The following is an 18,267-nucleotide window of genomic DNA, read 5'->3' as shown; positions in this document are numbered from 1 at the left end:
TGTCTTTCATGGGAATTGCAGGCTTGCTCTAGGCAAACTGCCTTCCCAGCCATTGCCCGATTCCGATTCCCAGAAAGCAGACAGCAACCGATGCAACCACATAAACGGCCATCAAAGCAAGTTTTCCGCTTTCCCAGAGTCCGACAGACTCCAGACTGAACGTCGAAAAGGTGCTGAATCCGCCGCAAAATCCCGCCGTGATGCCGATGCGAAGCACGGGGTGAATCTGAAACTTATTCGAAACAAATCCGGCGACGAATCCCAAAATCAGGCAGGCAACGATGTTGGTGAGAAAAGTCGCCAATGGAAAACCTGCGGCAGTCGTTCCCAGCCATTTGCCCATCCCAAGTCGTGCAAGGGAACCCATTCCACCACCTAGGAAGACTGCGAGCCATTCCATCATAGCATTCGAGCTTGGATCCTCGTATGGAGTGCGCCCCCCATCAAAACATCGGTGATGGTTTCGATGAGATGGTCCATGTAATGGCCTTGTTCGTCAAAATGTACAATGATCCTCACATCCAAGTCATACAATGGGCTTTCCTTGACGATATGCGCCTCCGCTTTACGCAAAACACCAGTGCCTGCATCGAGCTCAAAGCTCTGCAAGCGAAGCTTGGCGTCCTCTTTGGTATGGGCAATTGCGTGGACAGATTGGCCCTTTCGATCCACATTCAAATTTTCCGAATGGTAAGGATTGTCAAACATGTATTCAAACAGATGCCCGAATTCCTCGGGATTCAAGCCAATTTTTGTTTCTCCAGCAGTGGCAACGCCATGCAAACAATCGAGTTCAAAAACCTTGGTTTCCGTCTTGGGACTTCCAGCATCATCAAACTCCGTGACGGATTTTTCCCAACGCAGTCCCGGTCGGCAGGTAGCCGACAATTGCTTCCAAAACAGCGCTTTGTAAAACGCACCGTCTTGGGCCTTGCAGACGACCGCTGTCAGCGTCAGAAACAGCAAAATCCCAAAGACTTGCTTCATTCGATCACAAGGATTTCACCGGTCATTTCGGCAGGAATCGGCAGGCCCATCAGATGCAAAATGGTCGGAGCCAAGTCGCCTAGTTTGCCGTCCTTCAACTTGTATACTTTGTCAAAACCCTTTGGTGCATGCAATATCAATGGAACCAAGGCCGTTGTATGGGCAGTATGCGGACTTCCATCGGGGTTCATCATGCAATCGACGTTGCCATGGTCGGCCGTAACCAAGACATGATAGCCATTTGCAGTGGCAGCCTCAACGACTGCCTTGGTGCAGGCATCCACGGTTTCGCAAGCTTTCACAGCTGCGGCAAACACGCCCGTATGGCCAACCATATCGGGGTTGGCAAAGTTCAGGCAGACAAAATCAACATCGCCCTTTTGCAATTCAGGGATGATCTTGTCGCGAATCTCGGCAGCACTCATTTCCGGCTGAAGGTCATAGGTGGCGACCTTCGGCGATGGGCAGAGAATCCGGGATTCTCCCACAAATGGCTCTTCCCTGCCGCCATTGAAGAAAAAAGTCACGTGCGGATATTTCTCAGTTTCAGCAATGCGAATTTGTTGCTTGCCATGTTTGGCCAAGGTTTCGCCGAGACCCATTTGCACATTGTCCTTTTCAAACAATACGTGGATGCCTTTGTAGGTATCATCATAGCGCGTAAGCGTGCAATAATGAAACGTATTGGGACGCATCCCAAGTTCGGGGAACTCCTGTTGCGTCAGCGCTGTCGTGAGCTGCCGGCCGCGATCCGTGCGAAAATTGAAGAAAAGGACACCGTGATCTTTGTGCAACAAACCAATCGGCGTTCCATTCTTGACGATGGTCGCGGGTTCGATAAATTCATCGGTGACGCCGGCAGCGTAATTGGCATCGATGGCTTCCATGGCCGAATGGAACCCTGCACCTTGACCAAATCGAATCAGGTCAAAGGCAATTTTCGTGCGTTCCCAAGCCTTGTTGCGGTCCATCGCATAATAGCGTCCGACCACGGAAGCGATGCGACCAATGCCCGTTTTTGCCATTGTCGCCTCTAGATCTTGGATGTAGCCACGCCCGCCATTGGGGTCCGTGTCGCGGCCGTCCATAAACATGTGCAAGTAAACAGGCGGCAAATTGGGTTCCTTGGACAGGATCTCCAAAATGCCCTTGAGATGATCGATGTGCGAATGCACGCCACCATCGCTCAACAAGCCCATCAGATGGAGCGGCTTTTGATTGTCGCGGCAGTAATCAACCAACCCTTTGAATTCCTTATTCGCAGCAAACTCGCCTGATTCGATTGCCAAGCCGATGCGCACAAGGTCTTGATAAACAACCCTTCCAGCACCAATATTGGTATGCCCGACTTCACTGTTCCCCATTTGCCCTGCGGGCAAACCCACTTGTTGCTCGCTTGCATACAAGCGTGCATGCGGGCGAATGCGCAAGGATTCGTCGTAGAATGGGGTTTGTGCTGCTTCTATGGCGCTGACCTTGGGGTCGCGGGCAATACCCCAACCGTCCATGATCACGAGGACTACTTTTTGGCTCATGTTGCAAATTTAAAAGAAAACCTGACCTTGCAGGATCAGAAAGGGAAACTCTTCGTCCTTCCAAAGTGTTCAAGGCAAAGGGTCAAATACTGATTCCAATGTGTCCCACATTCGCATTCTTCCTTTAAATTTCTTTTCTTGGTGAAACATTTGGCATGGAATGTGTACCCATTGAAGCATTATGAAAACTCTGAAAACACTGCTCGCATTTTTGATCGCTTTGCTTTTTGTAGTGGCTGGAACACAACGCGCAAAAGCACAAAGCACTCCTGATGAGGCTTTTAGCAAAATTGCGGCTGCAATTCAAGCGGGAAATTCAGATGCGCTGACTGCCTTTTTTCAGTCTCCCGTCGAGCTAACCCTCCCCGGTTCAGACCAAGCGTATTCTTCGCAGCAGGCATCCTTTGTTTTGAAGGAGTTCTTCTCTAAAAATGCCCCAAAATCATTTGCTGTGATCCACAAAGGCAATTCAGGTGCGACCAACTACGCGACAGGTACATTTGTGAGTGGAGGCGGCACCTATGACACCAACATCTTCCTCAAGAATGTCGGCGGTGTCTATAAAGTCACGCAGTTGCGTTTTGAAGCCGAATAATCAAGGTGTATAGAAATATAGGAGGAGCCGTCCAGAAATTGGACGGCTTCTTTCTTTTGAGACATAACGGAGCATTTTCGGCTGTTGAGTAAGTCAGCGCAATCAGATTCGATCCGCAGGTGCAAAGCGCCGCATTTGTTTCAAGGCGACATTCACCAACAAAATCAAAACAGGAACCTCGATCAGCGGACCGACCACGCAAGCAAATGCCTCCTTGGATTCGATCCCAAATACGGCGATCGACACTGCGATTCCCAATTCGAAGTTATTGCCGGCTGCAGTAAAAGCGAGCGAAGTACATTTTGGATAGCTACCACCGAGTTTCTTTGCCGCAAAGAATGCCGCAAAAAACATGATCACAAAATAGAGCGTCAAGGGCAGTGCAATCCGCAATACATCCAAGGGAATGTCCACTATCATCTTGCCCTTGAGGCTGAACATCAACACAATCGTCAGCAATAAAGCCACCAAGGTAATCGGACCGATACGTGGCAGGAATTCATTTTCATACCAAGCCATTCCTTTGGCTTTTACCAGCACGAACCGCGTGGTGATGCCCATCAAAAATGGAATTCCGAGGTAGATCAGCACACTTTCGGCGACTTGGGCAATTGTGACATCGACCCGCGAACCGGGCATTCCAATCGCCTTGGGCAGCACGGTCACGAAAATATAAGCGTAGAAGCTGTAAAACAGGATCTGGAAAATGCTGTTGATGGCCACAAGTCCGGCGACATATTCGCGGTCGCCCAGGGCAATGTCGCTCCACACAATGACCATCGCGATGCAAGGCACGATGCCAATCATCATCAAGCCAGTGAAATATTCGGGTTTGTCCGGCAGCAGCAACCATGCCAGCAAAAACATCAGCAGCGGTCCCACCACCCATGTCAGGAACAAAGATAAAAACAGCAGCTTGCCGCTTTTGAAGACCTTGGGCAGTTGCTCAAACTTGACCTTTGCCAACGGCGGAAACATCATCAAGATCAATCCGATCGCTAAAGGATAATTGGTCGTGCCCGACTGGAATTGGTTGATAAAATCCTGTGTGCCCGGAACAAAATAGCCGATCCCGACGCCGATCAGCATGGCAAGAAAGATCCAAAGCGTCAAATAACGGTCGAGAAAAGACAAGCGCTTGGGTGTCGGAAGTGCGTTTTCAGTCATTTTTAGGGTCGAATCAAAAGCGTGTTCTTCGGAAAATCTCAGAATGCCTTGCGCAACATTTCCGCAAAAATGTCGGGCAAAGGGCTGCGTTCGATGGCCGTGGCCGTGCGCTCAATGTCGTAGGCAACGCGGATGAATTCCACTTTGATGCTGTCTGACAGCCGCATGGAAGTATTCGGCTGAATGTCGAGCATCACGTAGCAGGCACGCACGTCACCATCCTTGGGTTTGCCGACTGAGCCGATGTTGATCGCATGACGGAGGCTATCTTGCCCGGGATTGGGCAGCACACGGTGGTAGGGTTTGTGGGTATGCCCAAAGGCCAAAATGTCAGCCCCTGCTTCCTCCATGATGCGGTGCAGGCTCTTTTCTTCCCGGTCTTCAAAGAGGTATTCGTTGATTTTGCGCGGGCTGCCATGCACGAGCAAAAGTCGGAAACGTTCGTCGTTGAATTCAAAGTCGAGGGCAAAATGCCTGGGCAAGTTGCGCAGGAATTCTCGGTGGGTGATGCCGATTTCGAGGTTGGTGTAGCCGATCGACAAAGCGCCGTTGGCGCGGTCTAGGTCGGTTTTGTAGGCGCAGCCGCAATCCGACGAATTGTTTCCGACACCTTCGTCGTAATTGCCGGCGATCGTGGGAATCTTGCGGTGGCGAATCAGGTCTACCACCTCGTTGGGGAAAGTAGCGTACCCTACGAGGTCACCCAGGCAATAGATCGCATCGGGATGACGGCTGTCGATGTCGAGCAACACGGCCTCCAAAGCGGGCAAATTGGCGTGAACATCGCTAAAAAGTGCAATTTTCATGAGAATCGAAGCTTAGCAGTTGCAATCAAAACACTGTGTGGTTGCGAGAAAAAGCCCTTCGAATTTTGCCTTGACCTCTGCCCATTTCTGGGTGTCGAGACAATAATTGACATTCAGGCCATTGATTTCGCCTTTGATGAGACCTGCTTGTTTGAGCTCTTGCAGGTGTTGGGAAACCGTTGCGCGGCTGAGGGGCAATTCGTTGGCGATGTCGCCCGAAATGCAAGATTGCCGCTCGGCGAGGAGCTTCACGATCGCTACCCGTGCAGGATGCGATAGGAGCTTGGCATACAGCGCGATCTCCTGTAAGTCGATGTCAAATGCGGCGGTTTTGGCAAACATGTCTCTTTCCTATATGTATGCCGTAAACATACGGCATAAAAGAGAGAAACAAAAACTTGCACCAGCATTAGGCCATGAAATTCAAGCGAATATTCTCAGAAAGAAGATTGTATGCGCAGAAATCCTCAGGAACATGTAGCTCCCATCTGCCTTTGAACCAAGCAAATAGGTTATTCCATACAAATGAAGATTCACGTAATACAGCCGGAGGCTTGCTGTCGATCAGCCTTTGGCCGGAGGCCAAGGCTTCCTCAAATCCGGTTGGTCTCTTTCAGTTCACGCAACTCGCGGATGCGCTTGCGCACCTCGACGATATACATGCTGCCCGTATAGGTTTTCAAGAAGTCAATGTAGAGCGACATTGCTTTTGCTTTGTCCTTCAAGGTATAATCGAAAATCTTTGCCTTGGTGTACAAGGCATCGTCGCCGTAGATATCGGTTGGAAAATCTGCAACGATCTTGTCGAGGAAGGTCAAGGCCTTGTCCACTTGATTTTGCTGCAGGTAAATATTGGCCTTTTCCCAAATGATTTCGTCGGCGAGGCTGTTGCTTGGGAAGGCGAATGCAATGCTGTCCAGCAGTTCCAAAGCCGGGGTGAAGTCGCGCTGATACACCATCAACTGCGCCTGCGCAAAACGACCCAAGGGATACGTGGTCGTATCCAAGCCGACGTTGTCCTGGATCAGCAAAAACAGTTGAATCGCATCGTTGCTGATGTCATTGCTCGTATTGTCCTTGATCGTCTGAAGACGCGCCTTGCTGTATTCAAAGTCGCCTTTGAAATAGCTGAGACGACCTTGTTTGTACTTGGCTTCGGCTCCAATTTGGCCTTCCTTCCAAGCCTCGGCCACTTCGTTGTACTTGAACTTGGCTTGTGCGTATTCCTTTTTCATGAGCAGGACATCGCCCGTGAGCAAATTCACTTGTGCCAACTCCTGCGGCTTCAATTGCTGTTGCGTCGCCAAGTCCAATTCTTTGAGCGCCGGGTCCAATTCAAAGAGGTAAAAAGCCAGCAACTTTGCCTTGCGGTACATCGCATCGTAAAATACGGGGCGGCGGCCAAACTTGGCAAACAGGTCGTCGTAGGCGGTGACGGCTTCACGAATGCCAACCGTGTCGACGGGGAGTGCCTCAAATGCTTGCATTTCGCCATTGACAGCCTTTTCCTGAAAAGCGCGCATGTAATACGGCGAACCTTCATGGCTCTCGATCACATAGTCGAGGGCCTTGTTGCTCATTTTGTATTCCTTGTTGTTGCGGAGGGTCAAGGCGTATTGGAATACCCGGCCGCCGTCTTCGTTGTTGACCTTGTCGATGCTTTTGCATTGCACCAAGGCTTCGTAGAAGTTGCCACTCAACACATAAAAATCAAAAACCATCGAGCGTAGCCCGACATCTTTGGCGCTTTTGCCCACCGCGTCGAGCAATACCTTTTCGACGATGTCTTTGGACTTGTCGTTGACCAACGTGAGAATATTGGTTTTGATGGTATTGACAAACGAGGGATTCAGATAATACTGCTCCAAATATTCCTGTGTGGCCAATTCGTATTCACCCAGCAATTTATAGAGATGGCCAATTTCAGCACCGAAGACATATTTGCTGCGGAGGGTCTTGCGCCCCTGCAAGTACACGCGCAAGGCCAGTTCATTCTTCCCCAAATCGACCAACCAAGATCCGACGTCCATAAAATCGGCTTCGGACTGAAGGCGTTTGGAAATCACTTCACCTTCCGTGCTTTCGGCCTTTTTGAATTCGCCTTGAAGACGATAGGCATCTGCAAGCACAAACGGGTAATAATGATCGGTCGGGTTGCGGCGGGCGGTTTTGTCCAAAAATGAAACGGCATCGGCATATTGACCGAGCTTTTGCATGCAATCTGCGATGCGCAGGTTATAGGTTCGGTTTTCTGGCTCCTTTTTTTGCAGCTTTTCGTAGAGTTGCAGCGCATTTTCGTACTCTGCGGACAGATAATACTTGTCAGCCAGCTCTGGTTCGCCCGTCTGGGCCAACATCCACAGCGGGAACAAAAAGCCCACAAAAACCAATAACCACCGTCTCATGCTCGATTTTAATTGCTATACGCAGAAATGGCCCCGAGAGGTATGGGAAAGAAAAAAATTCGAGGTCTCCATGCACCAACGACACGAAGACCTCGAAAAATGAAGTCGTAACCGAGATTCTGGCCTCAGGCTCCGATCATCTTCTTGTAGTCAGTGGCGTTCATGAGCGAGTCACGGGATGCGCCTTCGGCAATTCTCACCTTGATCATCCAGCCGTCACCATAAGGATCGCTGTTGACAACCTCGGGGGTATCGTTCAGCGCACTGTTCACTTCGACAACCTCGCCGCCAATCGGCATAAACAGGTCTGAAACGGTCTTCACCGCCTCAATCGTGCCAAAGAGATCATGCTCCTCCAAGGATTCGCCCAACGTTTCTACTTCGACATACACGATATCACCCAATTCGCCTTGGGCAAAATCAGTGATGCCTACGGTAGCAATTTCTCCGGAAATACGAACCCATTCGTGGTCCTTGGTGTAAAGCAAATCGGCTGGATAACTCATCGTTTCAGGTATTAATTTCAGGGAGCGAAGCTATATTTTTTTCCGCAAAAAAGCCACGAGAAAAAGTGAATAGTGAAAAGTGAATAGTGAAAAGTACGGTTGCGTAGCCGCTTGGGGAATTGAAAGTGCTTCTTTGGAGCTCAAAATCAACGACATATCGCCTGGATGCACTGGACACCGCAGCGATGGTCAGTAACATTTGCTACCGAACTTACAGATGCTTCGCTACCAATGACCAAAACACCCTGAACTCTGAACTTACAAAGTAAACCTCACCTGAAAGCCCACCGCAGTATAGCTGCTCGGGAAGCTCGTAGAAATCGCCGGGCGGTTGCGCGTGTGCTCGATGTAGAAGCGCACGTTGAGTTTCTGATTGATCACGTAGTCGATACTTGGCTTCACGATCAACATGAAGTTACCTGCTGTGAAGTCGCTGTTCCCTTCGAAGTCAAGCTTGCGGTTGCGGGTTTTGCTGTCGCGCAACGAAACCTCCAACCTCGAATTCAAGGCATTCTTCAAGTTGATGGTGCGTCCGAAAAGATTCAGTGTCTTTTCCAACTTGTCTTTGCGATAGCTCACGGAAAGGCTGAAGTCCTTGGAACGGGTTTCCGTGAGTTGTTGGTTGCCCAAGCTCATCGAAACGTTGCGGTTCATCTTCAAGTCCAAACCGGCCGTCAAACCATTCTTGAAATTCAGGTTGATCCCCGCTAGCGGTGCAAATGACTCGTTGAAAGCAACTTGTGGAATCACATACTGACTCTGAATATTGTAAATCGAATCAGATGGTGAACCCGGAACCACCGCGACTCCGAAGAAGTTGCTGGTGAAGCCGCTCAGATCGTCGCCCGTGAAGCGTGAGTTGGTCGTGTAGCCCCCGACGGTGTAAGTGCCGCGGTACGCATGCTTGATGGCGATCGACGTAAAGTGCTTCTTCATCGAAGGCAATTTGCCCAATCCGGTATAGTTCACGTTCCAGTTGGGAAGCGGAATCGCCGGGAAAGCAGACAGACCGATTTTATCTGCCTTGCCAATTCCGTAAGCCGCCAAGAAACTCGGAATCAGCACCTCCTGCGAATTTCGGTAATAGCCTTGCGTGTATTGGCCGTCGACCAAACTCGGCGTGGTACCGGAACGCGACAAAAAGTCGCCGTAAAATTGATTTTCCGTCGCCAAACGCTGCGAAACCACCCCGCGGGATACATTCTGCAATTCCAAATACGTCTTGCTCAAGTCCACATTCGATTCAAAGGCAGTACCCAGGAAGATGTAAGAAACCGAATATTGGCCCGTGCTCAGACGGTTGTCGTGTACGTGCTGGAACAGCGTGTCATCGTAGTGAAACAGTTCGGAAGCATTCACCGAATTGTTTTTGGTCACGTTGAGGTCGATTTTGAAGTCCTTGAGCAAGGTGATGGACGTACGACCGGTGAGTTGCTGCGACCACGTCTGTGTAAACGGCGTCGACAGGGTGGAATTGTTGGAGATCCAGCCATTCTGCACGAAGTTGTCGAGCATGGCCGGATTGCCGACTTGCGATGCGCGCCAAACTTCCGGTTGCCATCCCACGACAAACGGCAAACCGGGTGCCCAACGATTGTTGGCAATTGTCTGCGAGCTGTCGACGGTCAAGTATTGGAACTTGTAGTCCATCCCGAAATTGTCGCTACTTGGCATCCAGCCCGCGATCGAGGTTGCGGCATTCGTGGTATAGTTCACGTCCACGTTGCGCACGCACATCACAAGGCGCATGAACTGACTGCCGATCTTCTTGAGCACCGCAAATTTCTGTGCCTTCGCGATGCTGTCAGCCTCCGCTGCAAGTTGCTCCTCGGTTAACGGAACCTTCGGCTTTGGCTTGACATCGGCCTTTGGTCCGCCAGGCTTCTCCGGCGTGCCGCCTGGACCTTTGTTTTGCTCGTCCAGAATCTTCTTCATGAACTTGACCTTGCCATACAGCTGCTCCAGGTTCAAGCGCGAGTTGGCGGTGATCGCCGAACTGTTGTTGATCATGTTGCCCAAGCTCAGGTTATTGTCCGGGGCGGAAAGCCAGTTGTAGCTGCCTTGGTAACCCACGGTTGCATTGATCCAGCTTGTCGGCTTGAACTTGTCGAATGGCAAAATGTAATTCAAGCCAACTTGTTGGCTGAAATTCATGTTGCGGCCAAAGTTCATGAACTTATCCCTTCCAAGGCTGTCCCTTCCGAAAGAATCCTGCTCAGCTCCAAAATTCAAGATGTTGTTGTACAATGAGTCGCGGTTAGTCTCAGTAATACGACCCACAGGTTCGTCGACCCTACCCGAATTTGCGGCAGCGTAGTTGAAGCTCAAACTTTTGGTCAAGTCCCAACGCAGGTTGTAGTTGCGGGTAATCATGAACCGCTTCATAAACGTCGGCGCAATGGGAGCAAATGATGACGACTGTCGAATCTGATTCTCCTCGTATTGCCTGTCCAGGGCAATGTTAAACCCGATCGTTTTGGGCAATGGATTGAAGTTGAACAGCGTGATCGGGTTCTTGTGCTTCGCGTTTTTAAAGGGCTCAATCGGCTTCGAATCAAAATTGTAAGCATAGCCCAATGCAGCCTTGTGATTCTTTTGGATGCGTGAGAGCGTTGTGTAGTTGCTCATAAAAGTCTCATTGTAAGAGAGACTGAGCGTCAAATTCTCCACGTCCCAAAGGTGCGTCTTCGGCGGATTCTTGCTGTTGCCAGGTTGCTGCACACGCACCTTGCGGATGTTGTTGAGCGAGATGCTTCGGTTCACCCTTCGATCTTGCAACGAATAGAGGATCGAATCTCGGTCCTCCTGCTCCTGCTCTGCAAGGTAATTGACCATCTGCACATCGGCCTCCAACGGGTTGAACTTCGGATCGATCACCCGTTCGCCATAGCTCAGGTACAATGGCAACTGAAGGCCCCAGTTTTTCGGGAAAAACTTGCCCATGTTGAAGTTGCCCGCCACGTCAATACTCTTGGTCGTTTCGCGACTGCGGTTGTTGATCTTCTGCTCCAAGGCACCAAACCCAGGAGTTTTGATGCTTCCCGAAAGGCTGATATTTGCAAAGTCCGCCAATTTGATCGTCGCCCTTGCATTGGCAGCCCAACCTGTGGATTCGTCAAAGTCCACCAAACGCAATTCATTCACCCAGACCTCTGCACAAATCGGACCTTTCCCATCGGCTTCATTTCGAATGCCCACCATCATCGCCTTTACATCGGAAGTTTTGGGCGTACCCACCACGTAGACACGGTGCCCCGGTCGATTGGGATCTTGCAAGTCGTATCGGAATCGGTTGATGACCGGGAAGTTTTGTTGATTTCGCTCCGCCTTGGCGATCGCCAAATCCGCCAGTACCACATCAAATTGATTGGCCCATATCCCCAAGGAGTCTGCCGCCCCCGGGTCTGAGGGCTTTAGGGGGATTTCGTATTCGTAGTAGTTGTTTTGAATATCAGACCCCAATCGAATAAAGGCCCGCAATTCACCATCCTGAAACTCCTGCGCCGAACCGGGCACATTCTCTGCATGCACCCACATTTTAAGGCGTTGGTAAGAGCGCATGTCGTAATTCACGAGCTTGAAAGCGCCACGGCCATCGCCGTCGGTGAGTCCGCAGGTTTTCATCACCAATGATTGCTCATTTTGCAGCAAACCGGGCTGCGTACTTGCAATCTGCTGTTGCCTCAAGATTCCGGGAGGCAAAACATAAGGGAATGGCTGCCGGTTGGCATTTTCCTCGATGTTGACCGTACCGATGTTGAAGAAGGAACCGGGCTGCGGGTCAGGAAGGAGCGTATCGGTTTCAGGACCCATATAGTCGCGGGCAGTTCTCCAAGGTGGTGCTCACCAGTTGGAATCTTGCAAAACGAATCACAGCCTCCTTGCTCCAACCATTCATGTACATCCGGATGAATTCAATGGCTTTGAAGTCAGCGATATCGCCGATGGCTTTGCCAGAATTGAGCGGAACGCGGAATTGATACCAACGCACCGTATCGGTAGTATTGTTGATGAGATTAACCTCCGCTGGAATAATGTCCACGATGTAGTTTTTACCCACCACCATGTCGCCGGGGGTAAGGTTCATTTTGTATTCCCAATACCGTTCTCCCGTATTCAAGGTGCTGTTTTGGTTCAAATCTTCCGTATCGGGCGTGGGAGAACCTTGTGTACTGTAACCATTCTGCGTCGAATTCAGTGGCGTATTTCCCTCATGGCCATTAAAAGGGAGGTAACGCTGCAGGATTCCCTGCCCGCTGAGATCGGTTCCACGGAAATATTTGTAGTCGTCACCGCTCGGGTCGGCTGTGGCCTGCTGCACAATCTGCGGCGTGCCAGGGAAGGCAATATTTAAGGCATCTAGGTAACCATTGAAAAAGTCGACTTCCTTGGTATTGCTCAAGCCGTCAAGACCTACGTCCTGATTGGGACGCTCATCAGGCTCATTGCTAAACGATGTTGTCGGTGGCGTCGTCAGCGGATACATTCCCCAAGCCGAAGTGTCCACGGTGTTGATGTCATTGGGATCGCCCGGTAAGCCGTTTTCGAAATTTCTCACATTGTCGCGCAAGACATCTTCGCTGATCGCACCCAAGTCCAACAGCAATTGCCCACCATTGTTGGGTTCATTGATGAAGGGGTCCATCATCCAGAATTCGATGAATTCAAAGTTGGCAGCTTCAAAGTCCGTATTGCCGCTCGTACGCCGCTGAATACCTGCCCACATTTCTTCCGGATTTTGGAAAGTACCGTCGGCGTTCAGCACATTGGGATCCGCTTCATAGTTGTACATACCCCGCTGATTGGGGATGTAGTGCAAATCAAAGGTGCGCAGCAAGTTGTCGCCTGTGATACGCGTTTGGTTGGGGAACACCTCATTAGGAGTTACCTGACGCGTATAATGATTGCTCAAATCCGATTCAGGAAACTCCTCGTCGGTACTGCCATAGTAAAAGCTCGGGTCAATCGAATACCATGCAAGTCGGCCACGGTTGAAGCCTTCGCTCAAGGCAGCATTCCATCCCGGGCCGGGCGTAAACATGTTGTTGTTGCCGTTATTGCCTGGGAAGGAGGCCAATGACCATGCCCGGAAGCCCATCAAATCAAACGTTGTTTTGGCACTTTCAAAGTCATCCAAATAGGCAATTCCCTTTTCGCCATTGACTTCGATCGCGCGCGGGTGACCAGGAATCAATTGGGCAAATTCGCCCTGTGCCTGAATCGTCGAAATTTCATTTGTCTGCAAAAACGGCAACTTGTCCACCATTTTCGTCAGGAACTTGCTGTCTCTCCGGAAGATTCCGTCCAGACCCCAGATGGTATTGGCCGTCGGCTCGTCACCAATGATGATTTTGTTGGTGAGCGGCTTTTCATTCATGTGCAGAATCGTACCACCCAACTGGAAATCCTTGCTCAACGTCAGGTCAAAACGAGAACCCACCATCGTTTTGGTATCGATCCCAAAAAGGGAATTCGTTTCGAAGGTCACCTTCAATTCTTGGCCCGAAGTCAACACGCCCTGGTTCAGAATCATCACCTTACCAATGGTGTAATCGACCTGATAGTCAATGCCTTCCTGGAGCGTGATGCCGTTTGCCGTCACCTTGACGGACCCCGGTGCGACGTTGATCGAGTTCAAGGAAATTTCGGAACCACGGCTTCCTTGATAGGACCCTTTCAAAAAGTAGCGGTTTTTGTCGGTCGCATAGTTGATAGCGTCCTGTTGTGTTCCCGAATACAAGGTATCAAAGACATACTTGTCCACGTCTTCGGCCACGTTACGCAATTTGGCCCGCAAGTGATCACCAAAAGGCTCCAATTCGGGGAAGATGATCATGCCCTTGTCAGGAATGATCGTGATGCGGTCGATGTAGTCAAAAAAGTTGTCTGGACCAGATTGGTTGTTGTTTTGGAGGGTGTCCAAGCCAAAAACCTGAATCAGCGGGATATTTTTGACCGCACCGGTCGGCAAATAACCGATGTCACCGGCCTGACTCCGTGAATCATAAATAATGTCCAACCGGAAATTGTCTGCCGAAAGACCGTAACCGCCGATGCTGTAGATGTTTTTCATCATCAGGTCCCAGGTCGGGAACGGCAGGTTGTTGGAACGCGGTTGCACCTTGTCAGGCTTCAACATTTTCAAAAAGAGCACGTTGCTGTTCAGGTCATTGGCCTGCTTGCCCGGATCCTGGGTAAAGTCACCCACTTGATAGACCTGCGAACCCAAGCGGTATTCGTAGGCGACAAACAAAACTTGATTCTGTTGCAAGGCACTGTTCAAGCTCACAAATCCCAACTGCGGATGGAATGTGTATTCATTGGGATTGAGCTTGCGCATGTTTTCGACCTTGAGGAAGTCATTTCCGTTTTGCAAGCCCAGATTGTTGACCAAGGCGGTGTCGACCGTCGCCTTTTCAAAATAGCGGGCATCGGAATTGATTTGCTGATAAAGATTGTTGGCACCATTGCCCGGGTAACTCGAATAATCGATCAGGCTTTGGTTCCAGATGCGGCCTTTTTGGTTGGGGAAACTGCCGTAGGGGGCAATTTCAGATTCACCCAAGTCCACAAAGCCCACGCCGTTGCGGTTGTCGACGGTACTTGAGCTGTTGTTGTTGGTAATCCAGACCTCGATCCGCGTGATGGTAATCGGCGAATTGATATTTGGACGGCCTTTGAGGGCGTATTCGTAGCGGGAGCGGAAGTAGTGACCGAGGAAAAAGTGGCGGTTGTAGTCATATTCGTCGCCACGCTTGCGGAATTCGGTGACTTGGGCGCCGCCGGTGGCGGTCACGGCTTGGGTTTTACCCTTTTGCTGCGAAGCAACTGTCGTGACCATCAATGGACCGAATTTCATCGCGGTCTTGATGCCAAACAGGTTTTGCCCACCGCTGATCAGGGAGCCATTCAACGGAAGGCTCACGTTACCGGCTTCGATCTTTTGCAAAATCTCATTGGGGGTGCCGGTGTACTCGAGGTTTGATCTGATTTTCAAAGTCGAATGTCGCCTGCGTGTCCCAGTTGGCATTCAGACGCAGTTTCTCACCGATTTTTCCCACGACGTTGAGCTGGATTTGCTGGTCAAATCGCAGGTTGCCGGTGCGCTGCTGACGGATTGGCAGCGAGGGATTCTGACTGCGGTTGAATTCGCCGCCGATGTCGAGCAGGGCCGTACCATTGGGACGGATTTCCACGCTTCCGCCGCCAAAAATGTCCTTTAATGCATCCGAATTGGTTGCAAACTTAAAGTCGAGAGGATTGTTAGAGCTAATAACGTTGTTGCCGTTGCTGCGTTCTTTCCAGTGATCGCGTACCGTATTTTTCTTGCGCCAGTCGAGGTATTGGCGCATGGTGATGTGCGAAGGTGGACGCACGTTGATGCCGCCCATCCGCTCATAGACGTAGTAGCCGGTGCCTTCCTCGTCGAGTTGGAACACGGTTTCGATATTGCCGGGAGTTCCCGTGGAAAATGGATTGTCTGGCGGGCGCGTGGTCGGGTCACCCGGACCTGGCGCATTCACCGGCGGAGGTGTATCCACCGGCATGACGTTGTACAGCAGGTCATTTACCCAATCTTCCGGCGGACAGCTGAAGTCGATGTATCGCGTCGGCGTGGATCCCTTCATGCCAGCTTGTGTCGCCACCAACAACGTCACGAGACTCGCAAGAGAAAATACTATGGTCTTGATTCTGGACAAAATACTACCTCAACTTTACGATAAAGCCAATCGAACTAACAAGTCAAATACGAAAGTTCTAGGTAAAGTTTCAGATCATAGGCTAAACGCCAGTATTTTTCAGCTTCTATCAAAATGTGCTATTACCGATAAGCACACCACAAATATAGAAAAAAGATTCTGCCTGTCCAGTGCAAAAATTGATACCGTGTAGCGAGAACCACCCTCAATCGCAACCTTTGCCCCCACCACCTGCCGCTTCGTCCTACGAAAATGCCCGTTGGATAAATCAACCTGCCAGTTCGTCCTCCGAAACGGCCCGTTTATACATTCTCCCATTTTTTGATTTTTCGGTCACCTAGCTTTGTACCGTCTTACAATCACCCAACATTCTTCACTCAAAATGAAACCTTTACAGCGTATTTCAAGAACCCTTTGCACCCTAACCCTGCTGCTTTTTGCCTGTTTTTATCTCCCTGCCCAAAGCCTGACAGAAACCCTGCAAAAGCAGGTTTGGCCCATGTCCCGTCCGCTGTCGCTCGATGCTTGGGATATCTTGTTGCCCGGCATTGGCCAAGACACCCTCTTTGACCCTTCAGGCCTCAACGCCGAAGCCGTTCTTTTGGATATGAACGGTCGACCACAACAAGTCATTCAACTCCACCGTTTTGCCGGTCAATGGATTCCCCAATCCCGTACCCTTGCCGAATTTGATGTGTTTGGTAATGTTGTTTTCCTTCAAAGTTGGAAATACCAAAACCAACACTGGGAAAACGAGTCCTTGGCCGTGCGGGAAATCGATTCAAATGGAGAGGAGATCGGCTTCGAATTCCAACTTTGGGAGGAAGCCGGCTGGAATTTGCATTACCATCAGGTTACGAATCAAGGCAATCAAACAATGAGCGCACAATTGGCTCCTTGATTGCCCCAAGTAGTAGGGAAACGGGACCAAATCCGGCCCAAAGTATGCAAATCAGCCTTTGGCCGTTGCCTCTGGGTCTGAGGGCTCCTTGGGAGCGCCCTTGATGTAGGCCTTCGCGGCAACAATGAGATATATGCCCACGCCAAAAGTGATGTAGAGGTCGGCGACATTAAAAATGCCCGTCCCTGCAAATCCGAAGTGCATGTGCATGAAGTCCACCACTTTACCTGCCATGACGCGGTCGATGATGTTGCCCAGGCCGCCGGCTGCAATCAGCGCAAAAACCACGGACTCGAGCGTGCGAACCTTGTCATTGCTCAGGAAATAGACCAATACACCCAACAACAACAAGCCGGGCACAACCGTGAGCAGGATCAGGCGGAGGGTAGGATCCCAAGTCGAACCCATGCTCAAAAACGCGCCATCATTGTAAATATGGGTCCAACTGAAAAACGCATCCGGATCCCAATTGCATTCCCCTTGTTTCTGATAGTCAAAATCAGGGTATTCCGGGTTGCAATAGGTCCCCAAGTGAATGTTGGCCAAATGCTTGGTGTATTGATCGAGCCCGACCCCCAAGACGATGATCAGAATGAAGATGAGGTATTTTTTGCCTTTTGACATCGTGGGCGAAGGTCGTGGGTTTTGGTGGAATTTGCAATGCTGTTGCAGTTGCATCTCGAATCTCAAACAAAAAGGCCACCCTTACGAGCAGCCTTTTTGCATTTTTTTATTCACAGCAGGATCAACCCGCACTTGCCAAAGCCTCGGCACCGGCGACGATTTCCAAGATTTCCTTGGTGATCGCTGCTTGGCGCGCTTGGTTGTAGGCAAGCTTCAATTGCTTGATGAGCTCCTCTGCATTCGTTGTAGCATTGTCCATGGCGACCATCCTTGCACCGTGCTCGCCTGCATTGCTTTCCAATACGGCTTTGAAAAAGCGCGTACGGAGGCTTTTAGGGATCAGGTCCTTGAGGATGTCGGCCTTGTTGGGTTCGAAGATGTAGTCTGTCGCAGCCGTCTCAGCGCCGGAGCCACCTGCTGCGGGCGCAGGCGTGCCCGCAATCGGCAGAAACTGCTCATGCTTTTTGACCTGCGACATCACATTCTTGAACTCGTTGAATACGAGGTCCACGCGGTTCCACTTGCCTTCGACAAAGCCATCCATCACCATGGAAGCGACAGCATTGACTGTGTCGAAACTCAGGTTTTGGAACACGTCATTGTTTTCTCCGACGAGGGGGAAACCACGCTTCTTGAAGTATTCAAAGGATTTCTTGCCGATTGCCAACACGGACACATTGCCCGCTGCCAATTGCTCAGCGTAGACTCCTTTGGCAACCTCAAAAGCGCCTTTGTTCACGTTGGTGTTGAAGGCACCGCAAAGACCGCGGTTGGAAGTGATCACAACGAGCAATACCTTTTCGGGCTTTTGCTCCTTGGTGTAGGGGCTGTCGAGATCGTCGCTCATGTCTGCTGCGATATTACCCATGATCTCACCGAGCTTCTGGGCATAAGGACGCAGTTGAACAATCGCATCTTGGGCACGCTTCAACTTGGCCGCTGCCACCATTTTCATGGCGCGCGTCAACTGTTGCGTGCTTTTGACACTCTTGATCCGTTCCCGTAATTCCTTTGTATTCGCCATTTCGGCAAAAAGTTAAT

15 protein-coding genes are annotated in these 18,267 nt (G+C 50.5%); 2 read left to right on the top strand and 13 right to left on the bottom strand.

Translation table 11 applies throughout. From position 1 onward, the window contains the following. Positions 1-28 precede the first annotated feature (28 nt). The 3 genes from crcB to IPN95_07395 are packed head-to-tail and all read right to left on the bottom strand — an operon-like array spanning position 29 to position 2,522. Positions 29-403, bottom strand: coding sequence for a fluoride efflux transporter CrcB (crcB, locus tag IPN95_07405; protein MBK9449230.1), 375 nt, complete (start codon positions 401-403; stop codon positions 29-31). After that, on the bottom strand, positions 400-987 hold the full coding sequence (locus IPN95_07400; protein MBK9449229.1) for a hypothetical protein: 588 nt from the start codon (positions 985-987) through the stop codon (positions 400-402). Before IPN95_07400 ends, crcB begins: the two co-directional genes overlap by 4 nt. Continuing rightward, positions 984-2,522: a 2,3-bisphosphoglycerate-independent phosphoglycerate mutase gene (locus IPN95_07395; protein ID MBK9449228.1), complete on the bottom strand. Its 1,539-nt coding sequence runs from the start codon at positions 2,520-2,522 to the stop codon at positions 984-986. The genes IPN95_07400 and IPN95_07395 overlap by 4 nt, the downstream gene beginning before the upstream one ends. A 181-nt stretch (positions 2,523-2,703) precedes the next feature. Between IPN95_07395 and IPN95_07390 the strand changes: the two genes are divergently transcribed. Further along, positions 2,704-3,117, top strand: a complete 414-nt coding sequence (locus tag IPN95_07390; protein ID MBK9449227.1) for a DUF4783 domain-containing protein — start codon at positions 2,704-2,706, stop codon at positions 3,115-3,117. Positions 3,118-3,219: 102 nt separating this feature from the next. On the opposite strand, the gene arsB is transcribed toward IPN95_07390, so the two are convergent. The 8 genes from arsB to IPN95_07350 all read right to left on the bottom strand — a co-directional run bounded on the left by arsB (position 3,220) and on the right by IPN95_07350 (position 15,701). Then, positions 3,220-4,284: an ACR3 family arsenite efflux transporter gene (arsB, locus tag IPN95_07385; GenBank protein MBK9449226.1), complete on the bottom strand. Its 1,065-nt coding sequence runs from the start codon at positions 4,282-4,284 to the stop codon at positions 3,220-3,222. 38 nt (positions 4,285-4,322) lie between these two features. Further along, a complete protein-coding gene (locus tag IPN95_07380) occupies positions 4,323-5,090 on the bottom strand; it encodes a metallophosphoesterase family protein (GenBank protein MBK9449225.1) in 768 nt (255 codons plus the stop codon). A gap of 12 nt (positions 5,091-5,102) precedes the next feature. Beyond that, positions 5,103-5,432 carry a winged helix-turn-helix transcriptional regulator gene (locus IPN95_07375; protein MBK9449224.1) on the bottom strand — a complete coding sequence of 110 codons (330 nt, stop codon included), beginning with the start codon at positions 5,430-5,432 and terminating at the stop codon, positions 5,103-5,105. Between the two features lie 251 nt (positions 5,433-5,683). After that, positions 5,684-7,495 (bottom strand): tetratricopeptide repeat protein, encoded by a 1,812-nt coding sequence (locus tag IPN95_07370; GenBank protein ID MBK9449223.1) that lies wholly within the window; start codon positions 7,493-7,495, stop codon positions 5,684-5,686. A gap of 125 nt (positions 7,496-7,620) precedes the next feature. Then, a complete protein-coding gene (gene gcvH / locus IPN95_07365; protein MBK9449222.1) occupies positions 7,621-8,001 on the bottom strand; it encodes a glycine cleavage system protein GcvH in 381 nt (126 codons plus the stop codon). Between the two features lie 258 nt (positions 8,002-8,259). Beyond that, the gene (sprA, locus tag IPN95_07360; protein MBK9449221.1) at positions 8,260-11,814 is read right to left on the bottom strand and encodes a cell surface protein SprA; all 3,555 of its coding nucleotides are present in this window, start codon (positions 11,812-11,814) and stop codon (positions 8,260-8,262) included. After that, complete coding sequence (gene sprA / locus IPN95_07355) at positions 11,804-14,998, bottom strand: cell surface protein SprA (protein MBK9449220.1); 3,195 nt, start codon at positions 14,996-14,998, stop codon at positions 11,804-11,806. Before sprA (IPN95_07355) ends, sprA (IPN95_07360) begins: the two co-directional genes overlap by 11 nt. Next, positions 14,955-15,701 (bottom strand): hypothetical protein, encoded by a 747-nt coding sequence (locus IPN95_07350; protein MBK9449219.1) that lies wholly within the window; start codon positions 15,699-15,701, stop codon positions 14,955-14,957. Before IPN95_07350 ends, sprA (IPN95_07355) begins: the two co-directional genes overlap by 44 nt. Positions 15,702-16,083: 382 nt before the next feature. Between IPN95_07350 and IPN95_07345 the strand changes: the two genes are divergently transcribed. Continuing rightward, a complete protein-coding gene (locus IPN95_07345; GenBank protein ID MBK9449218.1) occupies positions 16,084-16,602 on the top strand; it encodes a hypothetical protein in 519 nt (172 codons plus the stop codon). 51 nt (positions 16,603-16,653) lie between these two features. On the opposite strand, the gene lspA is transcribed toward IPN95_07345, so the two are convergent. Beyond that, positions 16,654-17,226: a signal peptidase II gene (gene lspA / locus IPN95_07340; GenBank protein ID MBK9449217.1), complete on the bottom strand. Its 573-nt coding sequence runs from the start codon at positions 17,224-17,226 to the stop codon at positions 16,654-16,656. A 121-nt stretch (positions 17,227-17,347) separates the two neighbouring features. Continuing rightward, complete coding sequence (atpG, locus tag IPN95_07335) at positions 17,348-18,250, bottom strand: ATP synthase F1 subunit gamma (GenBank protein MBK9449216.1); 903 nt, start codon at positions 18,248-18,250, stop codon at positions 17,348-17,350. Positions 18,251-18,267: the final 17 nt, after the last annotated feature.

This window comes from Bacteroidota bacterium, from assembly GCA_016718825.1.
In the GTDB taxonomy this organism is placed as follows: domain Bacteria; phylum Bacteroidota; class Bacteroidia; order J057; family JADKCL01; genus JADKCL01.
The sequence above is the reverse complement of the archived record's forward strand: the minus strand, read 5'-3'. Positions and strand labels throughout refer to the sequence as shown.